General features: G+C 69.1%; 11 protein-coding genes. 3 read left to right on the top strand and 8 right to left on the bottom strand.

Annotated elements, in window-relative coordinates:
• Window positions 1–2614 precede the first annotated feature (2614 nt).
• The 4 genes from groL to ACFYRH_RS11185 form a co-directional block, all read right to left on the bottom strand.
• Entirely contained in the window at window positions 2615–4240 is a 1626-nt protein-coding gene (groL, locus tag ACFYRH_RS11200) for a chaperonin GroEL (RefSeq protein ID WP_387771641.1), read from the bottom strand.
• Between the two features lie 214 nt (window positions 4241–4454).
• Window positions 4455–5603 carry a zeta toxin family protein gene (locus tag ACFYRH_RS11195; RefSeq protein WP_387771638.1) on the bottom strand — a complete coding sequence of 383 codons (1149 nt, stop codon included), beginning with the start codon at window positions 5601–5603 and terminating at the stop codon, window positions 4455–4457.
• A 20-nt stretch (window positions 5604–5623) separates the two neighbouring features.
• Window positions 5624–5959 (bottom strand): MmcQ/YjbR family DNA-binding protein, encoded by a 336-nt coding sequence (locus ACFYRH_RS11190; protein ID WP_387771635.1) that lies wholly within the window; start codon window positions 5957–5959, stop codon window positions 5624–5626.
• 31 nt (window positions 5960–5990) lie between these two features.
• Window positions 5991–6788: a PASTA domain-containing protein gene (locus ACFYRH_RS11185; protein ID WP_387771632.1), complete on the bottom strand. Its 798-nt coding sequence runs from the start codon at window positions 6786–6788 to the stop codon at window positions 5991–5993.
• Window positions 6789–6961: 173 nt separating this feature from the next.
• Here ACFYRH_RS11185 and ACFYRH_RS11180 point away from each other — a divergent pair, with 173 nt between their 5' ends.
• A complete protein-coding gene (locus tag ACFYRH_RS11180) occupies window positions 6962–7315 on the top strand; it encodes a PspC domain-containing protein (RefSeq protein WP_387771629.1) in 354 nt (117 codons plus the stop codon).
• A gap of 82 nt (window positions 7316–7397) precedes the next feature.
• On the opposite strand, the gene ACFYRH_RS11175 is transcribed toward ACFYRH_RS11180, so the two are convergent.
• Window positions 7398–8363: a glycerophosphodiester phosphodiesterase gene (locus ACFYRH_RS11175; protein ID WP_387771626.1), complete on the bottom strand. Its 966-nt coding sequence runs from the start codon at window positions 8361–8363 to the stop codon at window positions 7398–7400.
• Window positions 8364–8426: 63 nt separating this feature from the next.
• Window positions 8427–9029, bottom strand: a complete 603-nt coding sequence (locus tag ACFYRH_RS11170; RefSeq protein WP_387771623.1) for a lysoplasmalogenase — start codon at window positions 9027–9029, stop codon at window positions 8427–8429.
• 86 nt (window positions 9030–9115) lie between these two features.
• On the opposite strand from ACFYRH_RS11170, the gene ACFYRH_RS11165 reads away from it, so the two are divergent.
• Both ACFYRH_RS11165 and ACFYRH_RS11160 read left to right on the top strand, forming a co-directional pair.
• On the top strand, window positions 9116–10849 hold the full coding sequence (locus ACFYRH_RS11165; protein ID WP_387771621.1) for an ABC transporter ATP-binding protein: 1734 nt from the start codon (window positions 9116–9118) through the stop codon (window positions 10847–10849).
• Window positions 10846–12582: an ABC transporter ATP-binding protein gene (locus ACFYRH_RS11160; RefSeq protein WP_387771619.1), complete on the top strand. Its 1737-nt coding sequence runs from the start codon at window positions 10846–10848 to the stop codon at window positions 12580–12582. Before ACFYRH_RS11165 ends, ACFYRH_RS11160 begins: the two co-directional genes overlap by 4 nt.
• Before the next feature lie 55 nt (window positions 12583–12637).
• Here ACFYRH_RS11160 and ACFYRH_RS11155 read toward each other — a convergent pair whose 3' ends face one another.
• Window positions 12638–13180 carry an rRNA adenine N(6)-methyltransferase family protein gene (locus ACFYRH_RS11155; protein WP_387771617.1) on the bottom strand — a complete coding sequence of 181 codons (543 nt, stop codon included), beginning with the start codon at window positions 13178–13180 and terminating at the stop codon, window positions 12638–12640.
• A gap of 61 nt (window positions 13181–13241) precedes the next feature.
• On the bottom strand, window positions 13242–14381 hold the full coding sequence (locus tag ACFYRH_RS11150) for a CapA family protein (RefSeq protein ID WP_387771615.1): 1140 nt from the start codon (window positions 14379–14381) through the stop codon (window positions 13242–13244).
• Window positions 14382–14455: the final 74 nt, after the last annotated feature.

Below are 14455 nucleotides of genomic sequence, written 5' to 3'. Positions count from 1 at the left end.
CCAGGATCAAACTCTCCGTTGAAAAATATAGACAAACCAGCAAAGCTGGAGAGTCAACAACTAAAGTTGATCCTTTGAATCAGAAACAAAACCAATAAACTGGCTTGTCATCCGTAATAATTTCAAAGGAATCCACCCACAGACAACGACAACCCGCAACCCAGAATCAAAAGACCCAGGGCCTAGGAAGACGTTCAACGCCTGTGGACGGGGTTAATGCATCTTTCGGCATTGACTTTCGGCACGCTGTTGAGTTCTCAAGAATCGGACGCACACCGCGCTTCATTCTTTCGTTTGAAGCTCCGGGGCAACTCGTCCTACTTTACTGTTTCGCTTCCGGCCGGTCAAATCGGCCTTTTCGATCCAGTCTCCCTGCGTGACTCAGTGCCTGAAACCCACCGGGGCGTGTTTCAGTTACCAAGACCTTCAGGGAGTTTGTCGGAGGGCCGGCCACTTTCGCGTCCTGCGCTTCGCTCCAACAAGAAGAACATTACTGACATTCATGGTGCGGATGCAAATCGGGGTCCTGGACGCTTGTCCGAGGCTCCCGGCACCCGTCCTCGCCGCCGGTGATCCAGCGTCGAGGGAAGCAGTGCTCGTCCCTCTGGTCATCACTCACTCGCGTCTCCGCGAGCGATACCTCCATCATGCCGCACCCACACAAGTAGTTTTCCCACGAGGGTGCGACGACGAGGTGGGAGCCGGTCACCCGACTCCCACCTGTCACGTACCGCACCGCCCAGCAGACGCCTCTCGGCAAGTGGCCGCTCGAAGCGGCGAATGTTGAGGCCCGGGGTCATGAACCGGACGGCACCAGGTGTAACCCCCCTCCCCCACCCCCTATTCCCGCCCCGTAGACGCCACCCCACGCCGAACCCACGCCCAAACCCCAACGCCCACTCCCCCACCCCACGCCCCACTCCACGCCCCCACTCCACGCCCGCACTCCACGCCCGCAGCTCACCGACGGACAGGGCGTGCTGCCGGCAGCCGTCTGCCTCGAAGACCTGCCCCCCGCGCTCCCCTCGCGCGCTCCCCCTTCCGCACCCACACTCTGGCGGCGCACACGCGCCGCACCACCCGGCCATCCGCCAGCCCCGTCCTCGGCAGCGAGAGGTCCCACCCCAAACGTCCAGCTCGCCACTCCCCGTCACACCTGATACAAGTCCCCACCTGCACAACACGGCCGGTGCCTCGGCCATGTCCGGCATGCAGCAGGCACGACACCCCGCCCAGGCCGACGCACGATCAGCACAACAGCCCCCGACATAGCGCACAGAGATGCGCCGGCACAGGCGGGTACGCCGGCACAGCGGGTTCGCCGGCACGCAACCGGCCGCACGGGCGGGGCTCGAAAGCAGCCAGCCGGGCGCGCGGATGGCACAACAGCACGAGGCAGTACGCACCAACGCCACGGATTGGATGCCACGAGGCGGTCGACGCGGCGCAACGCCGTACGGCATCACGCGGTGCGGCGCGACGCGACGGCGCGACGGCGCGACGGCGCGCGGTGGACCGGTTACATGCGATGGGGACTGGGACAGGCAGTGGGGAGTGGAGACTGGCTGTTGCTTGTGCCCAGTGACCATGTCCGGTCTCAAGTCCCCATTCACGTGTCCCGAGCGGCGCAGAACTGCTCGACCCGGTCGGAGCGGCTGATCCGCACGGACTGCTGCGACACCGTGGCCTGTCACCGTCGGCGGTCACGACCCTGCTTGATCCGCAGCACGCGGTACGCCGGCACGCGGCATGCACGGGATGCTGTACCGCGGGTTATCTCGCGGCAGTCGCGGTGCTCGGTGAGCGGTGATGGGGCGGTGCGCAGCCGGCCGGCGCACCACGCACCACGCACCACGAGGCGCGGTTGGCGATGGGGCGCGGTGCCCGAGCGGCGCGACCAGGCCGAGGAGGCGCGGGCTGCGCACGAGACGCCGGCACGCCACAGGGTGCGGGCTAACACCGGGTCGGAGTACGGCGACAAACGCGGTGACGCACAGCGGCGCGGTGCGGCGGCGACCGGGCGCAGCTCGGTCGCAGCCGCCGGCGGGGGGACTACGGAGCGACAGCCAGCCACGGGGCAGTCGCCGGCACGTGCGGCCTCATGGGGTCGCTAGAACGCGTCCCGGACGGCGCACATAGCGCTGGACGCAGCACGCAGGCGGGCGGAGCACGAAGCACACCGGCGGGCCGAGCACGAAGCGCTGGCGACGGCAGGGGCAGGCACGCAGCACGGAGCGCACAGCAGGGGCAGGCACGCAGCACGGAGCGCACAGCAGGGGCAGGCACGCAGCACGGAGCGCACAGCACGGGTAGGCAGGCGGCACGAGGCGCACGACGGCGAGGGGCGCTGGAAGGGCGTAGTGGCGAGCGCGGGAAGCGCGTGGTCGCGAGCGCCCAGCGCTGGAGCGCATGGTGGGGAGCGCGGGGCGCCTGGCGGGGCGTTGGGGCCACAGGGCGAGGTGCGGCGCTGGGACGGCGGCAGGTGAGAGGACGGGCGAGAGCTCGGGTGGGCGGACGGGGCGGGGAGAGGTCGAGGAGGGTGGGCAGCCGAACGGCCCCGGACCGGGTGGGTTCGGGGCCGTTCGGGTGGTGCGGTGTGCTGTTGGACTTCGGGTCAGAAGTCCATGCCGCCCATGTCGGGGGCGCCGCCGGGAGCGGCCGCGGCCTTCTCCGGCTTGTCGGCGATGACGGCCTCGGTGGTGAGGAACAGGGCCGCGATCGACGCTGCGTTCTGCAGCGCGGAGCGGGTCACCTTGGCCGGGTCGATGATGCCGGTCTTGATCAGGTCCACGTACTCACCGGTCGCGGCGTTCAGACCGTGACCCGGCTCGAGGTTGCGGACCTTCTCCACCACGACGCCGCCCTCGAGGCCGGCGTTCACGGCGATCTGCTTCAGCGGGGCCTCGACGGCCTGGCGCACGATCTGCGCACCGGTCGCCTCGTCACCCTCGAGCTCCAGCTTCTCGAACGCCGCCACGGACGCCTGCAGAAGAGCGACGCCACCACCGGCGACGATGCCCTCCTCGACGGCCGCCTTCGCGTTGCGAACGGCGTCCTCGATGCGGTGCTTGCGCTCCTTCAGCTCGACCTCGGTGGCCGCGCCGACCTTGATCACCGCAACGCCACCGGCCAGCTTGGCCAGCCGCTCCTGCAGCTTCTCGCGGTCGTAGTCGGAGTCCGACTTCTCGATCTCGGCGCGGATCTGGTTGACCCGGCCGGAGATCTGGTCCGCGTCGCCCTCGCCCTCGACGATGGTCGTCTCGTCCTTGGTGACGACGATCTTGCGGGCCTGGCCGAGCAGCTCCAGGTCGACGGTGTCGAGCTTGAGGCCGACCTCCTCGGAGATCACCTCGCCGCCGGTGAGGACGGCGATGTCGACCAGCATGGCCTTGCGGCGGTCACCGAAGCCCGGCGCCTTGACGGCGACGGCCTTGAAGGTGCCCTTGATCTTGTTGACGACCAGGGTCGCCAGCGCCTCGCCCTCGATGTCCTCGGCGATGATGGCCAGCGGCTTGCCGGTCTGCATGACCTTCTCCAGCACCGGGACGAGGTCCTTGATGCTCGAGATCTTGCTGTTCACGATCAGGATGTACGGGTCGTCGAGGACCGCTTCCATCCGCTCGGTGTCGGTCACGAAGTACGGCGAGATGTACCCCTTGTCGAAGCGCATACCCTCGGTGAGCTCGAGCTCGAGGCCGAAGGTGTTGCTCTCCTCGACGGTGATGACGCCTTCCTTGCCGACCTTGTCCATCGCCTCGGCGATGATCTGGCCGACCTGGTTGTCGGCGGCAGAAATAGACGCAGTGGCGGCGATCTGCTCCCGGGTGTCGATGTCCTTGGCCAGCGACAGCAGCTGCTCGCTGACCGCCTCGGTGGCCTTCTCGATGCCCTTCTTCAGGCCCATCGGGTTGGCGCCGGCGGCGACGTTGCGCAGCCCCTCGCGGACGAGAGCCTGGGCCAGCACGGTGGCGGTCGTGGTGCCGTCACCCGCGACATCGTCGGTCTTCTTGGCAACTTCCTTGACGAGCTCGGCCCCGATCTTCTCGTACGGGTCCTCGAGCTCGATCTCCTTGGCGATGGAGACACCGTCGTTGGTGATCGTGGGGGCGCCCCACTTCTTCTCCAGTACGACGTTGCGGCCCTTCGGGCCGAGCGTCACCTTGACGGCGTCGGCGAGGGTGTTCATTCCCCGCTCGAGGCCACGGCGCGCCTCTTCATCGAAAGCAATCAGCTTGGGCATTCTCCGCGAGTCCTCCCGCGTCGAGTCTTTGTGGTCCAGCCGGCGCCGATGCCCGCGACGGACGGTGCCGATCCGCGACGCTCATGTCCCGTCGCGCTCCGGCACCTCATCGAAGCCGTCTTCTTGCACACTCCGGGGGCAGGAACTCTTATCACTCTCACCCTTGGAGTGCTAACCAAGTATTAGCACTCGACCCAAACGAGTGCAAGCCAGCTCAGCGCCCCGGGCGGCCGTCCGGCGCCCCGCGCCGGGCTGCCTCGGACGGCGGAAGTCCGGCCCGATCCGGCATGGCGCCGCTGTCACCACCGACCACGCCTGGTCCACCCGCTGCACCAGGCGTACCTCGACCGGCCGGTGTGACGCCCGTCGATGCCACCCGATGCGCGTTCAACAGCCCGTCAGAGACGGGCCGGCCGAGGGACCGATGCATGGCCTCGAGACGCGCCTCGAGGCGCCGCGCCGGATCTCGCGGCCGCGGTCGCGGATCCGGGCGCCCGGCCTCCCGCTCGCGCGCCGCCAGCGCCAGCTCCCGAACCTCCGGCCGGATCCGCGGCAACGCCGGATCGCGGCCCTCCAGGAGGCTGTGCACACCCCGCATCACGGTTTCGTGCTCGGCCTCGGTCGGCGGCATGGCCATCGCCTCGACGATCGCCGTCCCGACGGCCGGGGCGCGCACGAAGTCACCGTTCGCGTCCAGGTGGTTTTCGTAGAGCACATAGCCGTCCCGATCACAGACAAGCATGTCGTGCACCAACTTCCCCGACTCGAGCGCTTGCGCGGTGTCCGGCAGTTCGCGCCCGAACGCGTCGTGCAGCTCCAGCGGTACCCACGGAGTGGCCGCACCGTTGTCCAGACCGTGCTGGTAGCGGGTTCCGAGACCAGCCGTGCTGGTAGCCAGGTGCGCCACCACGTAGACCGCCGTACGCCGGTAGTTCGGGTCGGGGAACTCGCCCAACCAGCCGCGGGCCCACGCTTCCCGCGCCATCGGGTGACTGAGCAGTACGTCGCGGTCGCGCAGGTGATTCATGCACGCGAGCCGGAGTGCATCACTGTCGAGCGCCTCGTCGGTCAGCTCGAACCAGTCCAACGGGTACGCCCGGCGCAGAGCGTCGTACCGCGGATGCACCTTGACGTTGTCGTCGCCGTCGTACGAGACGATGCCGGTGGTCCGCAGCGCGCTCTGGACCGCCCGCTGTCGGGTGCTCTTCCCGATGCCGTTCACCCCCGCGATGACCACCGCCCAGGCTGGCTGGTCAGGCAGTCGCACGGATGGGTACGCCGGGGTGAGCTGCGCGAGCCGCTCGGCGTACGCCTGCGCCTTCTCGTCAGCGGTGAGAACCGCATCCGGGCGCAGATCGTCCATTCACACAGTGTGACAGCGGCCTACCCGGTCAGTTGGGCGATCAGGTACTTCGGGGCCGTCAGGCGCCACGCCTCGGTGATGAGTTCTCGTACTTCGGTTTCGTCGGCCGGCTCCAAGTGGATGAGGATCCAGGTGAAGCGTCCGCCGGCCCAGGACGTGGAATACACCTCCGGGTCCTCGGCGACCAGGGCCTCCTGCTCCTCGCGGAGGGCCTTCAGATGCATGTGGGTCTGGTCCTCGGACAGGTACGCGAAGCTCTTGTTCTTGACCTTGAAGACCGGCTGCCCCGCCCAGCCCTCCTGCTCCTCAACACCCGGCAACCCCGCCATCACCTTCACCACCGCTGCCGCATCCATACCCCGCACGCTAGGGGCCTCCACCGACAGTTCACTTGATGACGGTCAGGGTGACGGTTTCGCCGGGGTTCAGGATGGTGCCTGGGGACGGGGAGACGTCGACGACGCGGCCTGGTTCGTAGACGAGGGACGTTCGGGTGCGGAACGCGGCGTTCAGGCCCAGCTTGTGGAGCAGCGCCGCGTACGCCGTACCGTTCCGGTCCTCCGTCACGGAACGGGCGCTGGGTACGCCGATCAGCTCGGGAAGGATCTCGATCCGGCCCAGGATCTCGTCCACCTCGGTGGCGTTGGTCGACGACGACGCACGGAACCAGACCCTGAGGGACGGGATACCCACCGCGCCCCAGCACACGTTGTCGTCCCCACAGCTGGTCCACGAGCGCTCCGCTTCCACGCCGTTGATGCTGAACGTCTGGTCGATCCGGAAACCCTTCGGTGGCGCGGTGCCGAGCTCCACGCTGTCGACGTCCGGTGGACGGGGCAGATCGCAGTCGCCCGCTGCACTAGGGTCGTCGATCAGGACGGTGTCGCGGCGTGGGATGCCGCACCGGCTGACGTTGGTACCCCACACCCGAGGTACGGCGATCGCCGCGTGTCCGAAGCCGACCACTCGCATCGCGACCGGATCCGGAACCAGCACGGGCGTGGTGATCAGCGAGCTCCCGCCGTGGGAGCTCAGCAGGTTGGTCACACCGATGACGGCGATCACCGTGGTCACCGCGGCAGCCGATGCCAGTACACCGCGCAGTCGACTGCCTGATCCGCCCGGTTCCGAGCCCAGGTGATCCTCGGGCGGCTCCAGCAGCTCGATCGAGTGCGGTGGGTTCATCAGGTCTCTCACAGTTCTGCCGAACCGGGCGACGCCTCCAGTCTGAGCGCCGGAGCGGTGGCTTGTCACGAAAGTCGTCAGGGACGCCGGACCCCCGGCCCCGGGGTCGGGTCAGGGGCCGGTCGGTACCGATCCTGATGTGCCGGACCGCGCCCGGACGGGAGAGTTGAGACATGACGAACTCCAACGCACCGTTCCAGAACCTGTCCGGCAAGGTCCTCCGTCGGTCCGCGAACCAGCGGATGCTCTCCGGGGTGTCCGGCGGCATCGCCGAGTACCTGAACGTCGACGTGACCCTGGTCCGCCTCGGCTGGGTCGGCCTCACCCTGATCACCGGTGGCGCCGCGATGCTCGGCTACGCGGTGGCCTGGATCGTGATCCCCGAGTCCGACGGCAAGGCTGTCTGGCAGAACGTCCAGCAGTCGGTCAACCAGCGCCAGGACTCCACCGAGGAGGACATCGCCTCCCGCATCTACGACGACACCACGACCAGCAACGGGACGAACAACAAGCCGCCGGCGGCATGACCCGCCCTGCGCCTCACACCAGGCGCAGTAGCCGCCCCGTAACCACCCAGGTGGGGTGACTGCCGCAGCGGTCACCCCGCCGCTACACGTTCAGGGCCCGTTTGCGGAGCGTCTCGACCGCCTGGTCCGGCTGGTCGGCGAAGACGCCCTGGAGGCCCAGCGACGCGAACCGGGTCAGCTCGGTCGCATAGTCCGTCGCAGTGGGCAGGAAGCGGCGCTCGGCGCGGAAGGTCCAGGCCTGGACGTTCAGACCAGCGCGGTGCGCGTGGTCCACCAACCGGGTGGGTTCGCCCAGGCAGTTCTCAGCGGTGCGCGGGATGATCAGGTCCTTGTGCGGCGCCAGCACCTGCGCGTACGTCGCCACCTCGCGTAACCCGGCCGGCTCGATCAGATCGGCGTACGTGCGCCCGTCCCCGGTCCGCAGGAAGTCGTTCGGTGCGCTCTCGGCGTCGATCAGCTGGACCAGCGGCACCCGCGTCATCACCGACAGCCGCCGCAGGCTCGTCGGCTCGAACGACTGGACCATGATCTCGTCGTCCCGCAGCCGCAGCGCCAGGATCCGTTCGGTCAGCAGCTCCTCCAGCGGCAGCCCGAGCCGCCGGAAGTACGTCGGGTGCTTGGTCTCGGGGATCACGCCGATCGGCCGCCCGAGCCGGACCGACTCCCGCCGGGCGAGCGCGACCACCTCGTCGAAGGTGGGGATCTCCTCCAGCCCGTCGTACGCCGTGTTGCTCGCGCGCAGCGCCGGCATCCGTTCCCGGGCCCGCAGCGTGCGTAGCTCGGCGAACGTGAAGTCCTCGACGAACCAGCCGGTCACCGCGGTGCCGTCGACGATCTTGGTGATCTTCCGGTCCGCGAAGACCGCGTGCTCGGCGACGTCCGTCGTACTCGAGATCTCGTTCTCGTGCCGGCAGACCAGGACTCCGTCGAGGGTCGCGACCAGATCCGGCTCGAGGTAGTCGGCGCCTTGCAGCGCAGCCAACCGGTAGGCCGCCGGCGTGTGTTCCGGACGGTAGCCACTCGCTCCCCGATGCGCGATCACCAACATGGATCCAGGACAGGGGCCGGACATGGCCCAGCGGGAACCCGTTGCCCAACGCAAGGTGAAGGTCTACCGTCCGTCACCACGCAGCAGACTGCTCGCCAGCAGGTACTGCGCGGCGCAGTAGGTCGCCATCACCAGATAGTCCCGTGCGGCGAAGTCATGTCCTGCCAAACCCACTCCGATCAGCGAGTCGGAGAGCAAGAACAGCGCACCGCCCACGCCGGCCCGCCAGCCGTTCCAGCCGCTGGTGACCGCAGTCGCAGTGACCAGCAGCGAGTACGCGGCCACAGGGAGCCGGTTGTCGCCCAGTCCGGGCCACAGCAGGACCAGTGCGCCCAGCCAGATCACGCCGTACGCCGCCAGCACCACCAGCGACCGCCTACGCGCGCGACGGGCGAACATCACCACGTAGAAGACATGGGCCACGCCGAACGCCACCATGCCCGGTAGCAGCTGGTCGATCTGCAGCAAGAAGTCTCCGGCGAGTGACGCGACCAGTGCGACGAGCAGGCCGACCGGGCCGCGGTTCAGCCGCACCCAGATCGCCAGCGTCGGCATCAGGAGCAGTTTCGTGACGAGCTGGGACCACGGCTCGTCGAGCGCGATCGCGCCCAGGTGCGCCACCGACAACCCGGCGTACGCGACCAGCCAACCGGTTCCCCTTCGCATGGTCCCGATGGTGCCGGTCCGGGGGTCCACAGACGCGATTAATTCGCATGCGAACTGTCGGAGGCGAGACCTAGCCTGAGTGGGCCATGAGACAACTGCCGCTCGCCGATCCCGGCGTCCCGAATCATCGCTCGCCGGCCCGCTACCTGTGGTGGGTGGCCCGCGGTCAGGCCCGTACGCTCGCCGGCGGGATGACGTTCGGCATCCTGTGGATGGCCGCGCAGGCGTTCATCCCCGCGATCCTCGGCCGGGCCATCGACGAGGGCATCGCGGCCCGCGACGGCGAGCGGCTGCTGAAGTGGACCGCATTGCTGTTCGCGGTCGGCGTGGTGCAGGCGGCGGCGGGCATCCTGCGGCACCGGTTCGCGGTCACCAACTGGCTGACCGCGGCGTACCGGACGGTCCAGGTGGTGACGCGGAAGTCGGCCGATCTGGGCGCGACGCTGCCGAAGCAGCTGGCGACTGGTGAGGTGGTCAGCATCGGCGCCGGCGACCTGTCCTACATCGGGAACCTGATGGAGATCTCGGCCCGGTTCGCCGGCGCGATCGTCGCGTTCTTCGTGGTCGCGGTGATCCTGCTGTCGTCGTCGACCGTGCTCGGCCTGGTCGTGCTGATCGGCGTGCCGTTGATGCTGTTCGCGCTCGGCCCGATGCTGCGGCCGCTGCACAAGCGGCAGTCCGCGCAGCGCGAGGCGGTCGGCGAGCTGAACTCCTTGGGTTCGGACATCGTGGCAGGCCTGCGAGTGCTGCGCGGTATCGGCGGTGAGGAGTCGTTCTCCCGGCGCTACCGCAGCGAATCGCAGCAGGTGCGGCAGGCGGGCGTCCGGGTCGCCGGCATCCAGTCCGTGCTGGACGCGGCCCAGGTGCTGCTCCCGGGGATCTTCGTCGTGCTGGTGGTCGGCCTGGGCGCGCACTTCGCGCTGCGCGGCGATCTCAGCGCCGGTTCACTGGTGGCTTTCTACGGCTATGCGACGTTCCTGGTGCTGCCGCTGCGGACCGCGACCGAGTTCGCCAACCAGCTGATGCGCGGGCTGGTCGCCGCCGGTCGCGTGAACCGCGTGCTGGAGCTGGAGTCGGACATCACCGAGCCCACGACCCCGGTCCGGCTGCCGGAGCGCGGTGACCTGGTCGATCCGGTTTCCGGCGTCCGCGCCCGCGACGGCCTGCTCACCGCGATCGTCTCCGCCGAGCCGGACAGCTACGGTCAGCTCGCGGACCGCCTCGGTCGATACGACGACGCCAGCGAAGTCCGGTACGGCGGTGTAACCCTGGCCAGCGCTACTCGGGCTGATCTGCGTGAGCGGATCCTGGTGAGCGACACCGGCTCCCAGTTGTTCACCGGCCCCCTGCGAGCGGAGCTGGACCCGAGCGGCCGGCGTACCGATGACGAACTGATGGCCGCGTTGCGTACGGCGTCCGCGGAGGACGTTCTCGTCGCGCTGCCGGACGGGCTCGACTCGGAGGTCGAGGAGAAGGGCCGCTCGTTCTCCGGTGGTCAGCGCCAGCGACTGGTGCTGGTCCGGGCGCTGCTCGCCGACCCGTCCGTGCTGGTCCTGGTCGAGCCGACGTCCGCCGTGGACGCGCACACCGAGGCGCGGATCGCGGACCGGCTGCGTGAGTACCGGTCCGGCCGGAGCACCGTCGTACTGACCGCCAGCCCCCTGCTGCTCGATCGTGCCGACGAGGTGATCTTCGTCGCCGGCGGCCGGGTGGTCGCCACCGGCCGGCACCGCGAACTGCTCGCGTCCGAGCCGCGGTACCGCCGGACCGTCACCCGGCAGACCGAAGCAGAGACAGAAGAAGAGGAGGCCCTGCGATGAGGCAGATCCTGCCTGTTGCCGGGCCTGCGGAGATCCGGCGGCACGCCCGCCGGTTGGCCCGGCGCCACCCCCGCACGCTCGCCGCAGCCCTGCTTTTGCATGGGCTGGCGGCGGTCACCGGCCTGGCCGCGCCGCGGCTGATCGGTGGCCTGGTGGAGGACGTGCAGAACGGCACGACCGCCGCCAAGGTCAACGAGGTGATCGTGGTGATCGCCGTCTTCATCGTCGCGCAGTCGCTGCTCACCCGATGGGCGCGGTACAAGTCGTTCGCGCTCGGCGAGCAGGTGCTGGCCGAGCTGCGCGAGGAGTTCGTCGACAACGCGCTCGCGCTGCCGATCGGTACGGTCGAGCGCGCCGGCACCGGGGATCTGCTGTCCCGGACCTCGCGTGACGTCGACACGTTGTCGCGGACCGTGCGGTTCGCGGTGCCGGAGACGATCATCGCGTTCGTCACGGTGCTCTTCACCGCGGTCGCGACCGTGCTGGTCGGCGTCTGGGTGCTGGTGCCGCTGGTCGCGATGGTCCCGCTGCTCCTGCTGAGCACGAAGTGGTACCTGCGCCGCGCCAAGGACGGCTACCTCCGCGAGAACGCGGCGTACGCGCAGATGACCAGCTCGCTCGCGGAGACGGTCGAAGGCGCGCGGACGGTCGAGGCGCTGCAGCGGTACGACGACCGCGTACGGCGTGGTGACGTGGACATCCGCGGCTCGTACAACGCGGAGCGGTACACGCTGTTCCTGCGGACCGTCTACTTCCCGGCGGCCGAGCTCGGGTACCTCGTGCCCGTCGTCGGCACGCTGCTGTTCGGTGGCTGGCTGCACCTCAACGACCACGTCTCGCTCGGCGCCGTGACGGCCGCCGTGCTGTACGTGAACCAGTTGATCGACCCGGTCGACCGGCTGCTCTCGTGGCTGGACGAGCTCCAGTCCGGCGGTGCCGCGTTCGCGCGGCTGCTCGGCATCAGCGACGTACCGGACGACCGGACGCCATCGGGTCGCCGGCCGGACGGTGAGCTGGTCGAGGCGCGCGACGTGCGGTTCTCGTACGTCGACGGTCGGGACGTGCTGCATGGCGTGGACCTGACGATCCAGCCGGGTGAGCGGATCGCGATGGTCGGCCCGTCGGGCGCCGGCAAGTCGACCCTCGGCCGGCTCGTCGCGGGGATCCACCCACCGCGGACAGGTTCGGTGACGGTCGGCGGCGTGGGGATGACTGACCTGCCGCTGGACGAGCTGCGGAAGCAGGTCGCGCTGGTCACGCAGGAGCACCATGTCTTCGTCGGCACGCTGCGCGACAACCTGTCGATGGCTAAGCCGTCGGCGACCGACGAGGAGCTGACCGCAGCGCTGGCCGCCGTCGATGCCCGCGACTGGGCGGAGGCCTTGCCGGACGGACTCGACACCCGAGTCGGCTCCGGCCAGTTGTCGCTGACGCCTGCGCAGGCGCAGCAGTTGGCGCTGGCTCGTCTGGTGCTCGCCGACCCGCACACGCTGGTGCTCGACGAGGCGACGTCATTGATCGACCCACGCGCCGCCCGGCACATGGAGCGCTCACTCGCCGCGGTTCTGGACGGCAGGACGGTGATCGCGATCGCCCACCGCCTCTACACCGCCCACGACGCGGACCGCGTCGCAGTGGTGGAGGACGGCCACATCACCGAGCTGGGCAGTCACGACGAACTCGTCGAGCGCCAAGGCTCGTACGCCGCGCTGTGGAACTCCTGGCACGGCTGAGGCGCAAAGCACTGGGCTGAGACCTGCGGCAACAGGTCTCAGCCCAGTTTCCGGTTCAGCGTTTGCGCAGTACCAGGACTGCTGAGTCGACATGTGGAGGCGGGGTGAAAGCCTTACGGGGAAGGCGGAGCCCGATCGACGGGTCGTACTGACGGAACCAACGGTGCGCACCGGGTGCCTCGCCACGAACCCACCGGTTCGCCACCTGCCGCTGCAGCACCAGATCCGCCGTCACCAGGCGAGAGCCCGGCGCCAGCAAGCGCTTCAGCAACACGGTGGAGATGTTGTACGGCGGACTCGACACCACCCGGAACGGCCGGGACGGCAACCGCAGATCACCGGCATCGGCTCGGACGACCGTCACCGGCGCGTCCGCGAACCGCCGGCGCAACCGATCGGCACGGCCAGGATGGAGTTCGACGGCGACCACCCGGGCGCCGGCCCGGACCAGCGGCGCGGTCAGCGCACCGAGTCCGGCACCGACATCGAGGACGAGGTCACCGGGCTCGATCCCGGCCGCGTCCACAACCCGTTGGGCCCAACGACTATCGAGCGGATGCCATCCCCAGGCACCCCTCGCCTGCCCGGAGGCGGGCACGACGGACCATCACGAAGTACGTAATCATGCGCCTGACCCTAGACCGCCGGATGTCTTGTCCTCAAAGCATTTTCGGCGTCGCGCCCAGTGCGGTGACGGTCTCCGTGGTGCGGCGTTCGGCGAGTTCGAGCCGGCTCTTCGCCGCCACCGAGTCATCCTTCGCGAGCTCCCGGCGTACGTCGAGAACGCGCACCGGCAGCGTGTCGGTCATCAGCAGCGGGGCATACTCGGCCTCGGTCCGCCAGCGGTCGCCGTCCCGGGTGAACGTGAACCGGGTCAGCAGGCCCTCGGCCTTGGTGCTGCCGGGTTCGCGGTGCGCGGCGACCAGGTTCCCGTGGCCGTAGGCGATCCACTTGCCGTCGATCTCCTGCATCGGCTGCACGACGTGCGCGTGGTGGCCGATCACCAGGTCGATGTTGCTGTCGGCAAGCAGTTGCGGCCCGACCGCGCGCTGCTGGTCGTCGAGTTCGTTCGAGTACTCGGTGCCCCAGTGGCAGCTGACCAGGACGAGATCGGCGCCGCGGTCGCGAGCCTCCTGGGCCGTGAGCTTGATCGTCTTCGTGCTGATCTTGCCGGCCCGCCAGGTCTCGCCGTTCGGGTACGGCAGGCCGTTGAAGCCGAAGGTGAAACTGAGCGACGCGACCTTCACTCCCCCGACGTCGACGATCGTGATCTGCTCGGCCTCGGCCCGTGAGCGCGCGGTGCCCGTGTGCGCGAGACCCACCTTGTCCAAGGTCGCGAGCGTCCGGTCGACGCCCGCCGCGCCGCCGTCGAAGCTGTGGTTGCTCGCGGTCGTGCAGAGGTCGTAGCCGGTCCGCTTCAGCGCGGTCGCGATCTGCGGCGGCCCCTGGAACAGCGGATAGCCGTGGTACGGGCCGCCGAGCGGCGCGAGTGGGGTCTCGAGATGCGCGATCGCGAGATCGGCCTTCTGGACAAGGGGCTGCACGCCGCGCATCAGCGGCGCGAAGTCCCATTGCCCGTCGGAGCCGTCACGTTTGGCGGTTGTCCACAGGCGCTCGTGCAACAGCACGTCCCCGGTCGCGACCACCGTGATCCGCGCCGGCTTCTTGTCCGCCTTCGGTGCCGGCGTGGGCGTGCCGGCGGTCGTCGTCGCATACGTGTCCGCGAGACATCCGCTCGTCGCCAGTGCGGCGGCCCCGGCGAGCATCCCGCCGAGTACCGCGCGCCGTCGTACCGCCATCCCCGTCCCCCAACCCTTGTGTCGCTGGAGAAGACGCCTGCCCGCGCCGGTTGGTTGGGTCGGAGCCGGTGAAT

The organism is Kribbella sp. NPDC004875 (assembly GCF_042873375.1).
Taxonomy (GTDB): Bacteria; Actinomycetota; Actinomycetes; order Propionibacteriales; family Kribbellaceae; genus Kribbella.
The sequence above is the reverse complement of the archived record's forward strand: the minus strand, read 5'-3'. Positions and strand labels throughout refer to the sequence as shown.